11 protein-coding genes and 1 pseudogene are annotated in these 13,772 nt (G+C 67.8%); 4 read left to right on the top strand and 8 right to left on the bottom strand.

All coding sequences use genetic code 11. The features are described from left to right. A pseudogene (locus ACFQ9K_RS17170) lies at positions 1-324 on the top strand (esterase family protein); the annotation flags it as partial. Between the two features lie 177 nt (positions 325-501). After that, complete coding sequence (locus ACFQ9K_RS17175) at positions 502-1,908, top strand: M14 family zinc carboxypeptidase (protein WP_378716791.1); 1,407 nt, start codon at positions 502-504, stop codon at positions 1,906-1,908. A gap of 54 nt (positions 1,909-1,962) precedes the next feature. Here the strand turns inward: ACFQ9K_RS17175 and ACFQ9K_RS17180 are convergent, their stop codons facing one another. The 3 genes from ACFQ9K_RS17180 to ACFQ9K_RS17190 all read right to left on the bottom strand — a co-directional run bounded on the left by ACFQ9K_RS17180 (position 1,963) and on the right by ACFQ9K_RS17190 (position 5,063). Further along, entirely contained in the window at positions 1,963-3,450 is a 1,488-nt protein-coding gene (locus ACFQ9K_RS17180; protein WP_378716792.1) for an alpha/beta hydrolase, read from the bottom strand. A gap of 100 nt (positions 3,451-3,550) precedes the next feature. Further along, on the bottom strand, positions 3,551-4,294 hold the full coding sequence (locus ACFQ9K_RS17185) for a hypothetical protein (RefSeq protein ID WP_378716793.1): 744 nt from the start codon (positions 4,292-4,294) through the stop codon (positions 3,551-3,553). A 10-nt stretch (positions 4,295-4,304) separates the two neighbouring features. Then, the gene (locus ACFQ9K_RS17190) at positions 4,305-5,063 is read right to left on the bottom strand and encodes a hypothetical protein (RefSeq protein WP_378716795.1); all 759 of its coding nucleotides are present in this window, start codon (positions 5,061-5,063) and stop codon (positions 4,305-4,307) included. Between the two features lie 225 nt (positions 5,064-5,288). On the opposite strand from ACFQ9K_RS17190, the gene ACFQ9K_RS17195 reads away from it, so the two are divergent. Further along, positions 5,289-6,728: an ATP-binding protein gene (locus ACFQ9K_RS17195; protein WP_378716894.1), complete on the top strand. Its 1,440-nt coding sequence runs from the start codon at positions 5,289-5,291 to the stop codon at positions 6,726-6,728. On the opposite strand, the gene ACFQ9K_RS17200 is transcribed toward ACFQ9K_RS17195, so the two are convergent. The 5 genes from ACFQ9K_RS17200 to ACFQ9K_RS17220 are packed head-to-tail and all read right to left on the bottom strand — an operon-like array spanning position 6,720 to position 12,076. Further along, the gene (locus tag ACFQ9K_RS17200; protein WP_378716797.1) at positions 6,720-8,429 is read right to left on the bottom strand and encodes an acyl-CoA dehydrogenase family protein; all 1,710 of its coding nucleotides are present in this window, start codon (positions 8,427-8,429) and stop codon (positions 6,720-6,722) included. The genes ACFQ9K_RS17195 and ACFQ9K_RS17200 overlap by 9 nt on opposite strands. Before the next feature lie 2 nt (positions 8,430-8,431). Continuing rightward, positions 8,432-9,259: an acyl-ACP desaturase gene (locus ACFQ9K_RS17205; RefSeq protein ID WP_378716798.1), complete on the bottom strand. Its 828-nt coding sequence runs from the start codon at positions 9,257-9,259 to the stop codon at positions 8,432-8,434. Continuing rightward, on the bottom strand, positions 9,256-9,510 hold the full coding sequence (locus ACFQ9K_RS17210; RefSeq protein ID WP_378716800.1) for an acyl carrier protein: 255 nt from the start codon (positions 9,508-9,510) through the stop codon (positions 9,256-9,258). The genes ACFQ9K_RS17205 and ACFQ9K_RS17210 overlap by 4 nt, the downstream gene beginning before the upstream one ends. Before the next feature lie 48 nt (positions 9,511-9,558). After that, positions 9,559-10,416 carry a class I SAM-dependent methyltransferase gene (locus tag ACFQ9K_RS17215; RefSeq protein ID WP_378716802.1) on the bottom strand — a complete coding sequence of 286 codons (858 nt, stop codon included), beginning with the start codon at positions 10,414-10,416 and terminating at the stop codon, positions 9,559-9,561. Further along, positions 10,400-12,076, bottom strand: a complete 1,677-nt coding sequence (locus ACFQ9K_RS17220; RefSeq protein ID WP_378716804.1) for an AMP-binding protein — start codon at positions 12,074-12,076, stop codon at positions 10,400-10,402. Before ACFQ9K_RS17220 ends, ACFQ9K_RS17215 begins: the two co-directional genes overlap by 17 nt. A gap of 326 nt (positions 12,077-12,402) precedes the next feature. Between ACFQ9K_RS17220 and ACFQ9K_RS17225 the strand changes: the two genes are divergently transcribed. Beyond that, the gene (locus tag ACFQ9K_RS17225; RefSeq protein ID WP_378716805.1) at positions 12,403-13,740 is read left to right on the top strand and encodes a hypothetical protein; all 1,338 of its coding nucleotides are present in this window, start codon (positions 12,403-12,405) and stop codon (positions 13,738-13,740) included. The last annotated feature ends 32 nt before the right edge of the window (positions 13,741-13,772 follow it).

Raw genomic sequence — 13,772 nt, forward strand, 5'->3', positions numbered from 1 at the left:
TGGGCCGCCAACGACCCCTACCTCCACGCCCAAGACCTCCACCACACCACCCTCTACATCAGCACCGGCACCGGACAACCAGGACCACTCGACACGCTCGACCAAACCCGTGGCGACGCAGGCAAACTCGTCGGCCAGCTCACCAGCGGCGCGCTGCTGGAGGCGATCACCAGCGGGTGCACGCTGCAGCTCCGGGACCGCTTCCGGGAGCTGAACATTCCGGCGACGTTCGAAATCCGTCCGTCCGGCACCCATTCCTGGGGCTACTGGCAACAGGATCTGCACAACTCCTGGCCGCTGTTCGAAGCGGCGCTGGACAGGTAAACGCGGACAACCCTTTTCCCCACTTCGACTGGGGCTTCACCGGGCCGACGGAGAGGCTTAATCTCCGCCCATAGGGAATTCACCCGTCCCTGCGGAGGAGCCGACATGGCCCGCATCGAACAACGCCACGCCGCGAAATATGTTGCCGGCCAGTGGCGCGAGAGACAAGGGAAGTCCATGAGCAGATCTCGGAAATTGCTCGCCTGTATCAGCGCCGTGGTCGTCGGCGGTTTCTCGACGGTTGCGCTGCAACCGATGATCGCGCACGCCGCCGATGACACCCCGTACTACTGGGATGTCTCGGTCCCGTCGAAAGCGCAGCGCGACATCATCGAAGGCGCCGGAATCGAGATGGTTCCCGCAGGCCCGGGCAAGGTGACCATCGCGGTCGACGAGGCGGGCGCGCAGGCGCTGCGGGACAAGGGCCTGAAGCCGTCGAAGCGGGAGCCGGTATACAAGTCGGCGCCGGGGGAGTTGCGCGCCCCGGAGGCGAACAAGTCGTACTACGGCGGATATCACACCTCGGCGGAAATGCTGAAACATACCCGCGACGTCGCCGCCAAGTACCCCGGAATCGCGCAGGTGCACGATATCGGCAAAACCTGGCTGGCCGGCCGGGGTTCCGGCGGCAGCACCATGAACGTCATCTGCCTGACCGGAATCGCGAAGCAGGCGACCGACCAGGAAAAGGTCTCGGCGAAAACGACGCTCGCGCCGAATGGCTGCGCCCTGTCGCCCACCTCGACCAAGCCGCGTTTCCTGCTGACCGCGCAGATTCACGCCCGCGAACTGGCGACCGGTGAAATCGCCTGGCGCTGGATCGACTATCTCGCCAACGGATACGGCACCGACAGCACGGCGACGTCGATTCTGGACAACACCGAGGTCTGGGTGGTGCCGGTGACCAACCCGGATGGTGTCGACGTGGTGGCCAGCGGCGGCAACCGGCCGAAGATGCAGCGCAAGAACGTCGACAACAGCCAGACGCCGTCGTCCTGCTCGGTCGTCGACGGGTCCGGCAACGGTCCCGGTGTCGACCTGAACCGCAACTTCACCGTCCGCTGGGGCGGCGACTCGCGCAACCCCTGCTCGCAGACCTTCCAGGGTCCGCGCGCCGCCTCGGAGCCGGAAACCCAAGCGATTCAAAGCCTTTACGCGAAGCTGTTCACCAACCAGCGCCCGGCCGGCAGTCCCGACGTCCCGGATACCGCCAAGGGCGTGGTGATCGATCTGCATTCCTACGGGCAATACGGGATCATTCCGACCGCCGCGACGCCGAAGAACCGGGAACAGTTGCGCGCCTTGATCAAGAAGGTCGTGCCCGCCGGCTTCACCGTCGGCACCGATGAGGAGACCGTCGGCTACTCGACCTGGGGCACCACCGACGACCAGGCGCACGGTGCGCTCGGACTGGCCAGCTTCACTATCGAGGTCGGCCCGAACGGCGGAACGTGCGGTGGCTTCATGCCGCGCTACACCTGCGTGGACAGCACCCTCTGGCCACAGATGAAGAAGTCGTTCACCACCGCCGCCCAACTGTCCGGCGCGCCCTACAAGCAATCGCAGACCAGTCCGGTTCGCTGATTGCCGCCACCACACATTCACCGGCTCGGTCGTTCGTGACCGGGCCGGTGAATGTCATCGTGGCGCAGGCGGATCGATCAGGTACTCGATTTCCCGGCGGGTGGTCTCGACGTCGTTGAGGTAGGCGGTGTGGCCATAGCCGTCCCAGGTCACCAGGAACGATCCCTGGATCCGCCTCGCCAGTGCTTCGCCCCACGGCAGCGGGGTCGCCGGATCGTGGGTGCCCGCGACGATCATGATCGGCGGTGCGCCGCGTACCTCGACGGGAGAGGGCGGGTTGGCGGCCGTGACCGGCCACCCGATGCAACCGCCTTGCACGTCCGCGCCCTCGACGTGGGCGCGGGTCAGCGGGGCCGCGCGCCGGGCGGTGTCGATCCGGGCCGCCAGGTCGGTGAAATCGCGGACGTCGGCGGGAAAGTCGTGGCACATGATGGTGCGGTAGGCCGCGGCGCCGGCGTCGGCTCCGCCGGGTTCGGCGAAGCCGGAAGCATCCGGTGTGTTCGACACCGCGGCGGCGATCGCCTCGGCCAATTGCGGCCACGTCCGGCGCCAGCTCAGCAATCCGTAAGCGCCAGTGCCGATCTGGCTTGCGGTCAGGCCCTCCGGATTGTCCCTGGCGGGCACCGGTTGCCGTTCGGCTCGGTCGAGCAGACCGCGGTAGTCGGTGGCGGCATCGCGGTCGTGCAGTGCGCAACCGGGGTCGGCTCTGCACCAGTCGAGGAATCCCGCGAAACTGTCTTCGGCGCTGCGGGTTTCGTCGAGAAAGAACTGCCCTGCCGAGATCGCGTGGTCTACCGGTCCGTCGAGCACCGCGGCTCGAATGTTGCCCGGGTACAGGTGGGCGTACGTCGCACCGAGCAAGGTGCCGTAGGACAGGCCGAGCCAGTTGAGCTTGTCCCCGCCGAGCGCGCGCCGCGCCGCTTCGAGATCGCGGGCCGCGCTGATCGAGTCGACATGCTCGAGCAGCGGACCGGTCGCCCGCAGGCATTCGGCGCCGACAGCTCGGTTGTAGGCCGCCAACGCGTCGAATTCCGCAGCGCTGGAGGGGAACACGCGCACCGTCGGGCTGGTCGGTGCGATCGGACAGGTGATGGCCGGACGGCTTTCGCCGACGCCCCGCGGGTCGAGGCCGATGAGGTCGAACCGATCACGCAACTCGTCCCGAAAGCGGTCGGGATAGTCCCGCACCATCAGCACCGCCGGGCCGCCCGGGCCACCCGGATTGAAAAACACCGACCCGACTCGCTGCTCGGCCCGGCGTGCGGGTTGGCGAGCAAGCGCGAGCGTGATCCGTTCCCCTTCCGGCACACCCCAATCCAACGGCACCCGTAGCGTGGCGCACTCCGCCCCCTGCTCGCCACACGGCTGCCAGATCAGCCGCTCCCACTGAACGGCATCGACCGGGTCCGCGGGTTCTCGGGCAGGCTCCGCGGCGCAGGCGCCGGCGAATATCGTTGCGGCCAGCAGAAACACCGTTGCGACCAAGCGTGCCAACGGCCCACCGTGCCGCGGCGCCTGCGCCTTGTTCGATGCCAGCCGCATCGCGATCCTCCCCGTCGCCCGCCGTTTCACCGGTGGTCAAGACCCTACCGTCGTGATTCGTACGACCCGCAAGGGTATCGGGATATCAGCGATAGGGTTCTCAGTGCATGAGCTGGCGGAGTCGCAGCGGTTCGCCGGGTGCGAGTGAGCGGATGCCCGGGGTGCGGGTGAGGTTGTTCGCGCGGAGGAAGGCGCGCAGACTGGGGCCGTTGGCCCGGCTGCGGGTTACCGACCAGGTGACGGTGTAGTCGGAGTTGCTGCCGCAGCCGGCGCGCGAGTCGTAGCCGGGGTAGCGGATGGTCTGTCGGTAGGTGGTCCCGCCCGCGACATCGATGGCCCGGTCCCAGCCTGTCTTGTTCTTGCCGACGGTGCCCGCGGCGACGAAGCCGTCGCAGTTGGGAAACAGGAACTGGCCGAGACGGTAGATGTCGTTTATGACGTTGAGCCAGGAGAAATCCAAGAAGCCGATGCCGCTGCCGTCGAGTGCGCTGCCCGCGGGGTATTCGACCGCTCCGTCGGGCTCGGCGGCGGATCCGCGCATGGCGTCGATCGCCGTGGTGAGCGACTGATCGTTGGCGGCGGCAAGGTCTTTCGGCAGTTCGCCGAGTTCGCCGTTGTAGATCTGATAGCTGAACGCGACGGGTGTCGCCGGGTCGGCGATCGCCGCGGTGAAGGTCAGTCCGACACCATGGTCACCGTTGTCGACGTCGCCCGCGTCATACGATCGCGACCCTACCGGCCGATTCCCGGCCCGCACGCCGAACTGCACCGTGTCGGTGTCGTCGTTGCGCGAGCGGGTGTTGTCGATATGGAACTGCTCCAGCGTGAATCGATAGACGGCCATCCCTGTCCCCTCAGCTCATCAGTTGTCGAACGCTCATCCGTTTGTCCGGCCCCAGCGCGCGTAAGCCGCCCGCCGCGCCGAGGCCGTGCTCGCGCAGGAACCCGCGCAGGCTCGGTCCGACCGCGCGCTGCCTGGTCACCGACCAGGTGACCGTGTAGTCGGAGTTGCTGCCGCAACCGGCATTCGAGTCCGAGCCCGGGTAGCGGATCGTTTTCCGGAATGTGGTGCCGCCCGCGGCGTCGATGGCGCGGTCCCAGCCCAGTTTGTTCATGCCGACCGTGCCGACCGCGACGAAACCGTCGCAGTCGGGGAAGAAGAAGGTGCCGATGTTGATCAGCCGGACGAAGTCGAACCAGGACGCGTCGTTGAAGTCCGCCGCGTTGAAGTCGTCCGGTGTGGTCTGGCCGACATCGAGATAGTTGAGTTCGGTGACTTCGTTTCCGGGCTGTGCCGCCTCGGCGAAAAAGTCGAGCGCCCTGCCCGAGAGGCGATCGCTGATCGCCGCCAGGCCACCTTCGAAATGTCCGGTGTTGCCGTTGTATATCTGATAATCGATGACCGCCGGGGTAGCCGCGTCGGCCAGCACGACCGACGAAAAGCTCAGGCCGACACCGTGATCACCGTTGTCGACGTCGCCCGCGTCGTGCGACTGGGAGCCGAACGACCGCCGACCGGCGGCGAGACCGAACTGCACGGTATCGGTGTCGTCGTTGCGGGAGCGGGTGTTGTCGATATGGAACTGCTCCAGCGTGAACGTGTAGATGCCCATGTCCGCCCCTCTGTCGAATGCCCCCTGGCCTGGGTTCCGCGAGTCCGCTTCGCCGCCGCCGAGCCTGACACCGCGTCGCGCCTGCGTCGATGGTTCGGTTCGCTGACCGAACAGCGGGACGCTCTCAGTCGTCTCTCAGTCGGCGGGGCCAGATTTGTAGGCATGCGCATTCAGGTGGTTCGTGGGGGGAACGGGGCCGTCGGGTCGGCGAGTTCGCGGCAGGCGATGGTTGCGGGGGTGTCACCGCGGGCGGGTGCGCGGGAGCTGTGGCAGGTGGCGGGGACGAGTTCGGTGACGCTGCGCTGGCGGGTGACGTTGCTCGCGGCGACGGTGGTGGCGGTTGCGGTCGCGTTGGCGGCGATCGCCGCGTACGCGATGGTGTCTCGGGCGTTGTACGCCGACGTGGACAAGCAGTTGCAGGCGCGGGCCACGGGGATGATCGACAGCGATCTGGACGCGCTGGATTTCCGGTTCGTGCTGACGCTGGGCAGCCTGTACTCGAGTGACGTGTCGATCGCGCTGCAATATCCGGGTACCAACCAGTGGGTCGCGCTGCCGCGTGAGGTGCGGGTGCCGATCGGCGAGGTGGAGTCGGCGGTGGCGCGCGGTGCGGCCGAGTTCTCGTTGCGCACCAGAGATAACCGGCGGGTGCTCGCCCAGCGCATGAAAACCGGTACGACTCTAGTGATTTGGCAGTCGCTGCGGCCGACGCAAAGCGTGCTCGATCGGCTGGCGTTGCTGATGTTCGTGATCGGCGGCAGCGGCGTGGTTTTGGCTGCCGCCGCCGGAGCCGCCGTCGGCCGCACCGGATTGCGCCCGGTCGCGCGATTGACCTCGGCGACCGAGCGGATCGCGCGGACCGGCGAGCTGACCCCGATCCCGGTCACCGGCGACGACGAACTCGGCAGGCTGACCGAGAGTTTCAACACGATGCTGCTCGCGCTGGCGGAATCGCGGGCGCGGCAACGCCGCCTGGTCGCCGACGCCGGGCACGAACTGCGCACACCGTTGACCTCGTTGCGCACCAACATGGAACTGCTGATCGCCTCGTATCGTCCTGGCGCACCCGCGATCCCGGAGGAGGACATGGTCGGCCTGCGCACGGATGTGCTGGCGCAGATCGAGGAAATGTCTACGCTGGTCAGCGATTTGGTCGATCTGGCGCGGGAGGATGTCGCCGTGGAGGCCTACGAGCAGGTCGACGTCGGCGAGGTCGCCGAGCGGGCGCTGGAACGCGCGCGCCGGCGCCGCACCGGCATCACGTTCGTCGCCGAGCTGCGTCCGTGGTTCCTCTACGGTCACGAGGCGGACATGGAGCGAGCGATACTCAATGTGCTCGACAATGCCGCCAAATGGAGCCCCGACGGCGCGGAGGTAGTCGTGGCGATGCGGGAAACCGGCACCGGCCTGATGGAACTCGCGGTGCACGACGCCGGTCCCGGAATTCCGCCCGACGAGCGAGAACTGGTCTTCGAGCGCTTCTATCGAAGCACGGCCGCGCGGTCCATGCCCGGGTCCGGGCTGGGATTGGCGATCGTCAAACAGGTCGTGGCCCGACACGGCGGAACGATCACGGTCGAGACCTCCGACCGCGGCGGCGCGCTGCTGCGCGTCATGCTGCCGGGTGCGAACGTGCTCTCCGAGAACAGTTGCCAGCTAACCTGATTCACCGATTTCGCGGGCGGCGGTCACGGTGCGACGGACGTAGTCCGGATGTGCCAGTGGCACGTCGAGCAGCGCCGCGGGCACGTCCAGCAAGTCGAGCACCTCGGCGTGCCGGTCGGCGCACCGGTCACTGAGCGCGGCCCGCTGCGCCAGCAGACCACGAATCCCCGCGCCGTCGATCAGGTCCTCCGCCACCAGATAGTCGGACAAGCCGAGCAGGCAGCTCACGACATGCAGCAGCCGGACGTCATCGTCGACCGCGCCGCGGGAATGATTCGTCCAGCGACGCAGCAACCGGGCGGTACAACTCGCGTGCACGTGCGGTCGGCACAGCGCGCCCCGCTGCGACGCCTGCCAGCGCCGTAACAGCCGCTCCGCCAACGCCTCCAGCAGGTCGACACCTTGCTCACCCGAGCTCAACCCGTCCTCACCGACCGCGGCAACGGTGGGCGAGACGGTGTCCGCGCCCCGCGCGGCGACGCGAACGCTCTCGTAACACAGCACGGTGTTGTCCCCGCCGAACGTCGTATTGATCTCCCCGTCCACCCGCGCGGTGACGATCTCGTTGTAGCTGTGGAACCCGTGCCCACCGCAAAGCTCCCGCAGCACAACCAAAGCCGCGTTGGTCACCCAGGAGGCGTGCGCCTTGGCGCCCGAGGTCAGCCCATAGAGCGCCCGCCCGTGCAAGGCGATCGGCTCGGACGGGTACCGGCTCGTCCACTCCTCGATGAGCAGCTCGGTCAGCTGGTGCAGGGCAAGCGCCTCGGCGACGACGGGCATGAGCCGTTCGCGGTAATGCGGAAAGCTCAGCAGGGTTCTGCCGGAAGACTCTCGATGCGTGCTGTACCGAAGGGTGATCGCGGCACAGCGCCGCATCGCCCCGGCAGCTCCGGTCACCGGGAAGATGCGTTCCTGTGAGAACGTCCCCAGGCAACGCAAATAGCGCTCACGCCTGGGGATCTCGCACACGTAGCTGCCGTTGTCGTCGATCCGGGCCCAGGCGCTCAGCAGCGCGTCCGGCGGAATGCGGTACTGATCGAAATGGATCATGCCCGTCTGATTCCCGGTCAGCCCACCCTTCGGATCGGCGCGCCGGATACGCACACCGGGGAATGGCTGCGCGCCTTCGGTCGCCCGCAAGGGAACTCGGAACCAATGGTGCCCCTCATCGACGCCATCGATCACCAGGCGGGCCAAGACCATCGCGTGCGTCGCGGAGAACAGGCTGTTGCCGATCCAGTACTTCGCCGCGTCATCCGAGGGCGTCACGACGTACAGCGAGCGCTCCGCGTGCCGGTAGTGCACCTCGGTCCCGATAGACATGAGGTTGGTTCCCCGCCCGATCTCGGTGGCCGCGAACGCGTAAACCCGCTCCATCCGGTCGATCTCATCGCGATGCGCCGCCACCTGCGCCGGATTGCCGTGCGCGAGCAGCGCATTGCCCGCCAGCTGCTGGTTGCCGACGGTCGAGACGAGCGAGATATCGAAGGCGCTGACCCACCCCATGGTGCGGATCAGGTCGGGGAACCGCTCTTGCCTGCTGCCACCGCACCAGGCCTCGCTGCCGACAAACCCTCTCTCGTGCAATACCTTCGCTCGTTCGACCGTCAGCAGCATCAGATCATCGGCACCCAGTTCGTATCGGGCGTGCGGGTCGAAGAGCGGATCGCCGAACAGGTCGATGACTCGCGAGTCGGACACGGTCACTCCTCGGATCGGGCGGGCAGGACGAGACCTGACGGCTCTACCGGCGGCGCTTGCCGCGGCCCGGGCAGGTCATGGCGGGTCAGGCGCAATGCGGAGAGCGTGGGCGCGACGATCTCGCGAAGGTAGACCCGACCGTCGATACCGGTCGAACGCATGAGTTCGGTGCGCGCCTCGGCATCCGGGAGCAGCTGTTCGGCGGGCATCCGGAACGTCCGCAGCACATGTGCCAGGTCGGCGAGGGTTCCGTCCCGATCGTCATCGAGATGCAGGGCCACCATGTGCTGATAGAACTTCGTGTGCGCCATCTCGTCGCGGCCGATGAGCCGGTAGATGTCGGCGAGCACCGAGTGCCCGGTCTCGATCGCCACCGTGCGCTGGGAGCGGTAGACCACGAAGGTGGTGAGTTCCTGAATCATGCCGTAGACCAGCATCTCCCGGGCGCTCGCGTACGGACGCTCCCACCGTGTGGACAGGACCGTGTCGGCATAGTCGTGCAGTTGCTCCGCGCTGCGCTGACCGCTGCGAAGCAGGTACTCCCGCAGGGCGAATGAGTGTTTCGACTCCTCGTACCCCCAGTTCGCGGCGAACCAGGCCTGAGCGTAGTCGCGGCCGAACAGCTCCAGATGCGTCTGCAGGTAGTCGGGCAGGAACATCTCCACACCGCAGAACGTCTCGGCGTTGGTCGCGAGGTGCGGATCGGGTGGCGCGCTATCGACGGCGTCCCAGTCGATGTCGGTGAACGGATTCCACCGGCGCGTCCGCTCGGCGTGCTCGAAGAACGTCATGTACTCGCGATGGAAGGATTCGCGTAGATCGCGGTTCATGCGACGGTCCGGTTCGCGAGCTCGGCGGAGATGAGCTCGCACAGTCCGCTGACTTCGGTTACGGCGTAGAGCTTTTCGTCCGGTAGGCGGATGCCGAGCTCCTTCTCGGTCCAGGTGACGAGCTCCAGCAGCTGCAGGGAGTCGATCCCCGCCGAGTGGAGGTCGGATTGCGCGGTGAGCGTCGGATGCGCGGCGGAATTGAGCTGGCGCAGACCGCGTCCGAGCAGGGCCAGCAGTTCGTCATCGGTCATCGAAGTTCCTCTTTCCTGAGGTAAGGCCGGTGGTTCGGTAGGGGTGCCTCATTCCGGATCATCGATCCGGCGCAAGCACCACTGGGACAGCGACATGTGCCTGCGGGCGAAAGAATTGACACAGCAGGTCAGGTAGCGGTCGTAGGTCTCGAACAGTTCGCTGCCCCAGCGGTCGCGAATCTCGATTTCGTTGGCGCGCAGTCGAGCACGCCAGTGAGTGGTGGTCCGCTCGTAGTCCTCGCGCCGAGTGCGCAACTGCATGACCTCCCAGTACGGGCTGACCGCCACGATGAGGTCCTCGGCGCGCGGTGTCATACCGCCGGGGAAGATGGTCCGGCTGAGCCACTGCAACTCGCGCGCCTCCTCGGGGCGGCGTGGCATACGGTCGCGCAGTCCGGTCTGTAGCGCGAAGTAGGCGCCGGGGCTGGTCCACGTCCATGCCTTACGGAAGTACTCGCGGTAGCGTGCGACGGCCTGGCCCGCACGGGCCTGCGCCGGGGTGCAGACGTGTTCGATCATGCAGATGGACTGCACCGCGTCGAAGGTGTGCGATGGTTCGAAGTCACGGAAGTCCGAGCAGGAGACGGTCACTCCCGGCATGTCCCGCCGGACGATGTCGGCGTACTGGGCCTCGGAGAGGGTGATGCCGTGCGCGTGCGCGACCCCGCGCTCCTGCGTGAGGTAGGTGAGGTTGTTGCCCCAGCCGCAACCGATGTCGAGCACCCGGCTCTCCGGGGTGATCCGGGCGAAGTCGTACAGGATGTCGAGCTTGGCGAGCTGCGCGGCGTCCAGGTCGTCGGTGTCGTCGAAGACGGCGCAGGTGTAGTTCATCCGGCGGTCGAGCCAGAGCCGGAAGAATTCCGGATCGAGGTCGTAACTGACCGCTATGTCAGCCTTGCTGGACATGCAGGGCTCCTTCCAGGTATCGGCGGCGGGTTTCCTGCCTGCGCGGCTTGCCCGAGGTCGTCTTGGGCACGGTGCCGGGCTGCACGACGACCACGTCATGGACCGGAATGCCGAGGGCGACGGCGACCGCTTCGCGCACGGCGGGTATCAGGCCGGGGTCCTCGGCGGTGCGGGACTCCGCGACGATCACCAACTCCTCGGACTGCGGGCCGGGGCGGGTACACGCCACGACGCCACCCGGCCGCACTTCCGGAACGGATTCGGCCAGCCACTCCACCCGTTGCGGATCGATGTTGCGGCCGTTCAGGATCAGCAGATCCTTGACCCGGCCGGTGACGAACAGTTCGCCGTCGGCCAGATAGCCGAGGTCGCCGGTGCGCAGCCAGCCGTCGGTGGTGAAGGTCGCGCTCGCTTCGGGCGGATCGCCCACGTATGTGTGCGCGACGGACGGGCCGCGGACCCAGATTTCCCCGACCGCACGCTCGTCGAGGGCGGCGCCGGCCGCGTCCCGGATCACGATCTCGTGCCCGGGCAGCGGTACGCCGCACCCCACAAGGGTGTCGGCCTGATCCAGTTCGGTCGGGGCGGCCCGCCCGGCGGACAACGCGGCCGCCTGGACATGGTCGACGAGGTACCGGCGGTCCGGCGGCGAGAGTGTGATCGCCAGGGTGGCCTCGGCCAGTCCGTAACACGGTGCCAACGCCTCGGGTTCGAGGCCCGCAGGCGTGAAGGTGTCGAGGAATCGTTGCAGCACAGCGTGATTGATCGGCTCGGCGCCGCAGCCGAGGACGCGCACCTGCTTCAGGTCGAGTGCGGCGACCTCCTCGGGCGAGGTCCGCCGGGCGCTGAGCGCGAAGGCGAAGTTCGGCGCGAAGCTGATGGTTGCGCGCCGTTCGGACATTGCGCGCAACCACAGCCCGGGATCACGAACGAAAGCGCGGGTCGGGACGAAGGAGACAGGCACGCCAACCAGTAAGGGGGACAACACGAATCCGACCAGCCCCATGTCATGATGCAGCGGTAACCAGGACAGGCCTCGGTCGATGGCGGAGCCGCTGCGCAGGCCGTCACGCATGATCGCCAGGCCGTTGGCGAGTATCGATGCCACCCGGGCCGGGATCCCACGGGGGATTCCGGTACTGCCACTGCTGAACTGGATGTAAGCGGTCGCGTCCGGCCCCGGGCGGTACGGCGTCGACTCGTCCGGCGTCGCCGCGATCACGTCGTCCAGGACGATCGAATGCGCACCGGCAGTGGGTGGTTCGGTGCCATCCCGCAACGCGATCGCCCGGGGTTGTGCGGCATGCGCCGCCGCGGCGACATAGGCATCCCACTCGGCGCGACGTGCCGCGGGAGGCCGCGGTGGCAAGGGAACCGGAACCACGCCGCTCCACAGCGCGCCGAGGAAGGCCGGGATGAAGATCTCCGGATCGGTCGCCTCGACCGCCACCCGGTCGCCGGGGGCCAGGCCGGCCGCGTGCCATCCGTGCGCCGCCGACCGGACTCGCCGGAGTAACTCGTGACGGCTGACCGTGGACCACTCACCGTTCGCATGCAGATATTCGTGGGCGGGGCCATGGTCGTCCGCGTAGCCGGCCAGAACGTCGGTCACCCAGGCCGTACGCAGGTGCTGGGCTGTGTCGCTGTAGTCGATAGACAAATCTGTGGGTGCTCCCGGTCAGGGCTACCTCGATGCGGGTGGCCGGTGTGTCGGTGACGCCGGCCGGGAGGTCGTCGACCAGCGGGGCGATGAGATCTGTTGCCTCCCTGCGCAATATGCCTGGATCGAGGTGATCCGCCACTGAGTACACGGGAATTCGGGGTCGTGGACTATGCGCCGGATTGCGGGGAATCGATCGGTTCTTGCTGTGCGCTACGGCTGACCTACCTCGGTTGGCCGGGATCCGGAGGAGCCTCTATGATCAACGTGATGACTACTCATTCTGTGCAAAGATTGGGGGTCCCATTCGTGCAAGGTGAGTGCTGATGCGCACTGACCACGCGAATGGAGATCGCTCCCGCTTTTCCTTCTGGCCGCGCGTGCGCGAATTCGCCGTGCCGCCCGACATGATCCGCACCGCTACCGCCCGCCGCCGCGTCGGGGACTGGGCAGGCGCTTGCGCCGCAGCAGGTTTCGATGTGGATTTCGATCTACGAGCCGTGGCGCGTGCGCACGGCTCCGAACTCGCCGCCCGAATCCGGGCCGACCTTCGCCACCTGGCGCCCGACCTGCTGCGCTGGCATATGCCGCGGGTCGCGCCGGACGGATTGCTGCGGCCGGGGCTGACCATCGCGGTAGCACGCTACGAGCGCGACGGCCCACGCCCGGTGCAATTGGTCGTGCGCACCGCGCCGGCCTGGGCCGATGCCGGTCAACGAATCAGCATCGCGCTGTGGGACGGGTCCGCGACCGGCCCGCACCCGCACCCGCGGCCCGACCGGCGCTTCCGCCTGGATCTGCATCGCCACCTGTGGGACGCCCGCAGGGCCGACGAACTGCCGATCCGGTGCGGGGCCGCGGATCGCCGACCGCCACCGGGCCCGGTGCCGACGGTGCCTGCGGGCTGCGCCGTCGACCGATGGGCGGATGAGGGCGAGATCCTGTGCCGCGCTGAGGGTTCGACGTCCACCGCGTTCGTCGTGCGGCTCCGCGGCAGGCATCGGTTGGTGCTGGATCGGGACGGTCCCGAGCTACGGATTGCCGCGGATTACCCGGCCGGCCGGGTCTCCGCGCTCCCGGTCCTGCCCGATGCGGCGACCTGGATCCTGCCCGATCTGGAACTGCTCCGTTCCGGCGCGATGACGGCCGATCAATTGCACCCGCTGGTCGCCGCGGCCCTGGTGCCGGACCACCCGCCGGGCGACGCGCCCCGGATCCAGGACCCGCCCGGCCGCCCACGCGTCATCGAGTGCCGAGGCGAACAACACCGGATCGGCCTCGTGGACGGCGTGCTGGCCGCGCTCGACCACGACCGGGACGAACTGCGCCGAGAGGAACTGCTGGTCGCGCTGACCGGCACGCCGCTGCCCTGCCTACAGGCCATCGACGCGATACACCGTCGCCCGGACGCTCTCACCGGCGTCCGGGAACGGCTCGATCACGGCGATACCGCGGGCGCACTGGCCGTCGTGACCGGGCTGCTCGGCGCCGACGCGTCCCTGCGCCACGGCGCCTTGCTCGACGAACTCGAGGCCGCCGTGCGCCGCGGCATCACGTACGGGCTGTTCAAAGCCGGTCTCACGAACGCCGGAGCGAATCGGCACCCCGCGCGGGACAAGGTCCGTCCCGGCCACTACCGCACCCATCCGCGCCACGCGCACTGACTCGACGACGCTTCGTCCCACTCCACAATCTT

The sequence above is a fragment of the Nocardia sp. NPDC056564 genome (genome assembly GCF_042793755.1).
GTDB lineage: Bacteria > Actinomycetota > Actinomycetes > Mycobacteriales > Mycobacteriaceae > Nocardia.

What these genes read in the sequence shown, in the direction of transcription:
- ACFQ9K_RS17175 (WP_378716791.1), top strand. Translation starts at nt 502, where the DNA reads ATGAGCAGATCTCGGAAATTGCTCGCCTGTATCAGCGCCGTGGTCGTC.
- ACFQ9K_RS17180 (WP_378716792.1), bottom strand. Translation starts at nt 3,450, where the DNA reads ATGCGGCTGGCATCGAACAAGGCGCAGGCGCCGCGGCACGGTGGGCCG.
- ACFQ9K_RS17185 (WP_378716793.1), bottom strand. Translation starts at nt 4,294, where the DNA reads ATGGCCGTCTATCGATTCACGCTGGAGCAGTTCCATATCGACAACACC.
- ACFQ9K_RS17190 (WP_378716795.1), bottom strand. Translation starts at nt 5,063, where the DNA reads ATGGGCATCTACACGTTCACGCTGGAGCAGTTCCATATCGACAACACC.
- ACFQ9K_RS17195 (WP_378716894.1), top strand. Translation starts at nt 5,289, where the DNA reads ATGGTTGCGGGGGTGTCACCGCGGGCGGGTGCGCGGGAGCTGTGGCAG.
- ACFQ9K_RS17205 (WP_378716798.1), bottom strand. Translation starts at nt 9,259, where the DNA reads ATGAACCGCGATCTACGCGAATCCTTCCATCGCGAGTACATGACGTTC.
- ACFQ9K_RS17210 (WP_378716800.1), bottom strand. Translation starts at nt 9,510, where the DNA reads ATGACCGATGACGAACTGCTGGCCCTGCTCGGACGCGGTCTGCGCCAG.
- ACFQ9K_RS17215 (WP_378716802.1), bottom strand. Translation starts at nt 10,416, where the DNA reads ATGTCCAGCAAGGCTGACATAGCGGTCAGTTACGACCTCGATCCGGAA.
- ACFQ9K_RS17225 (WP_378716805.1), top strand. Translation starts at nt 12,403, where the DNA reads ATGCGCACTGACCACGCGAATGGAGATCGCTCCCGCTTTTCCTTCTGG.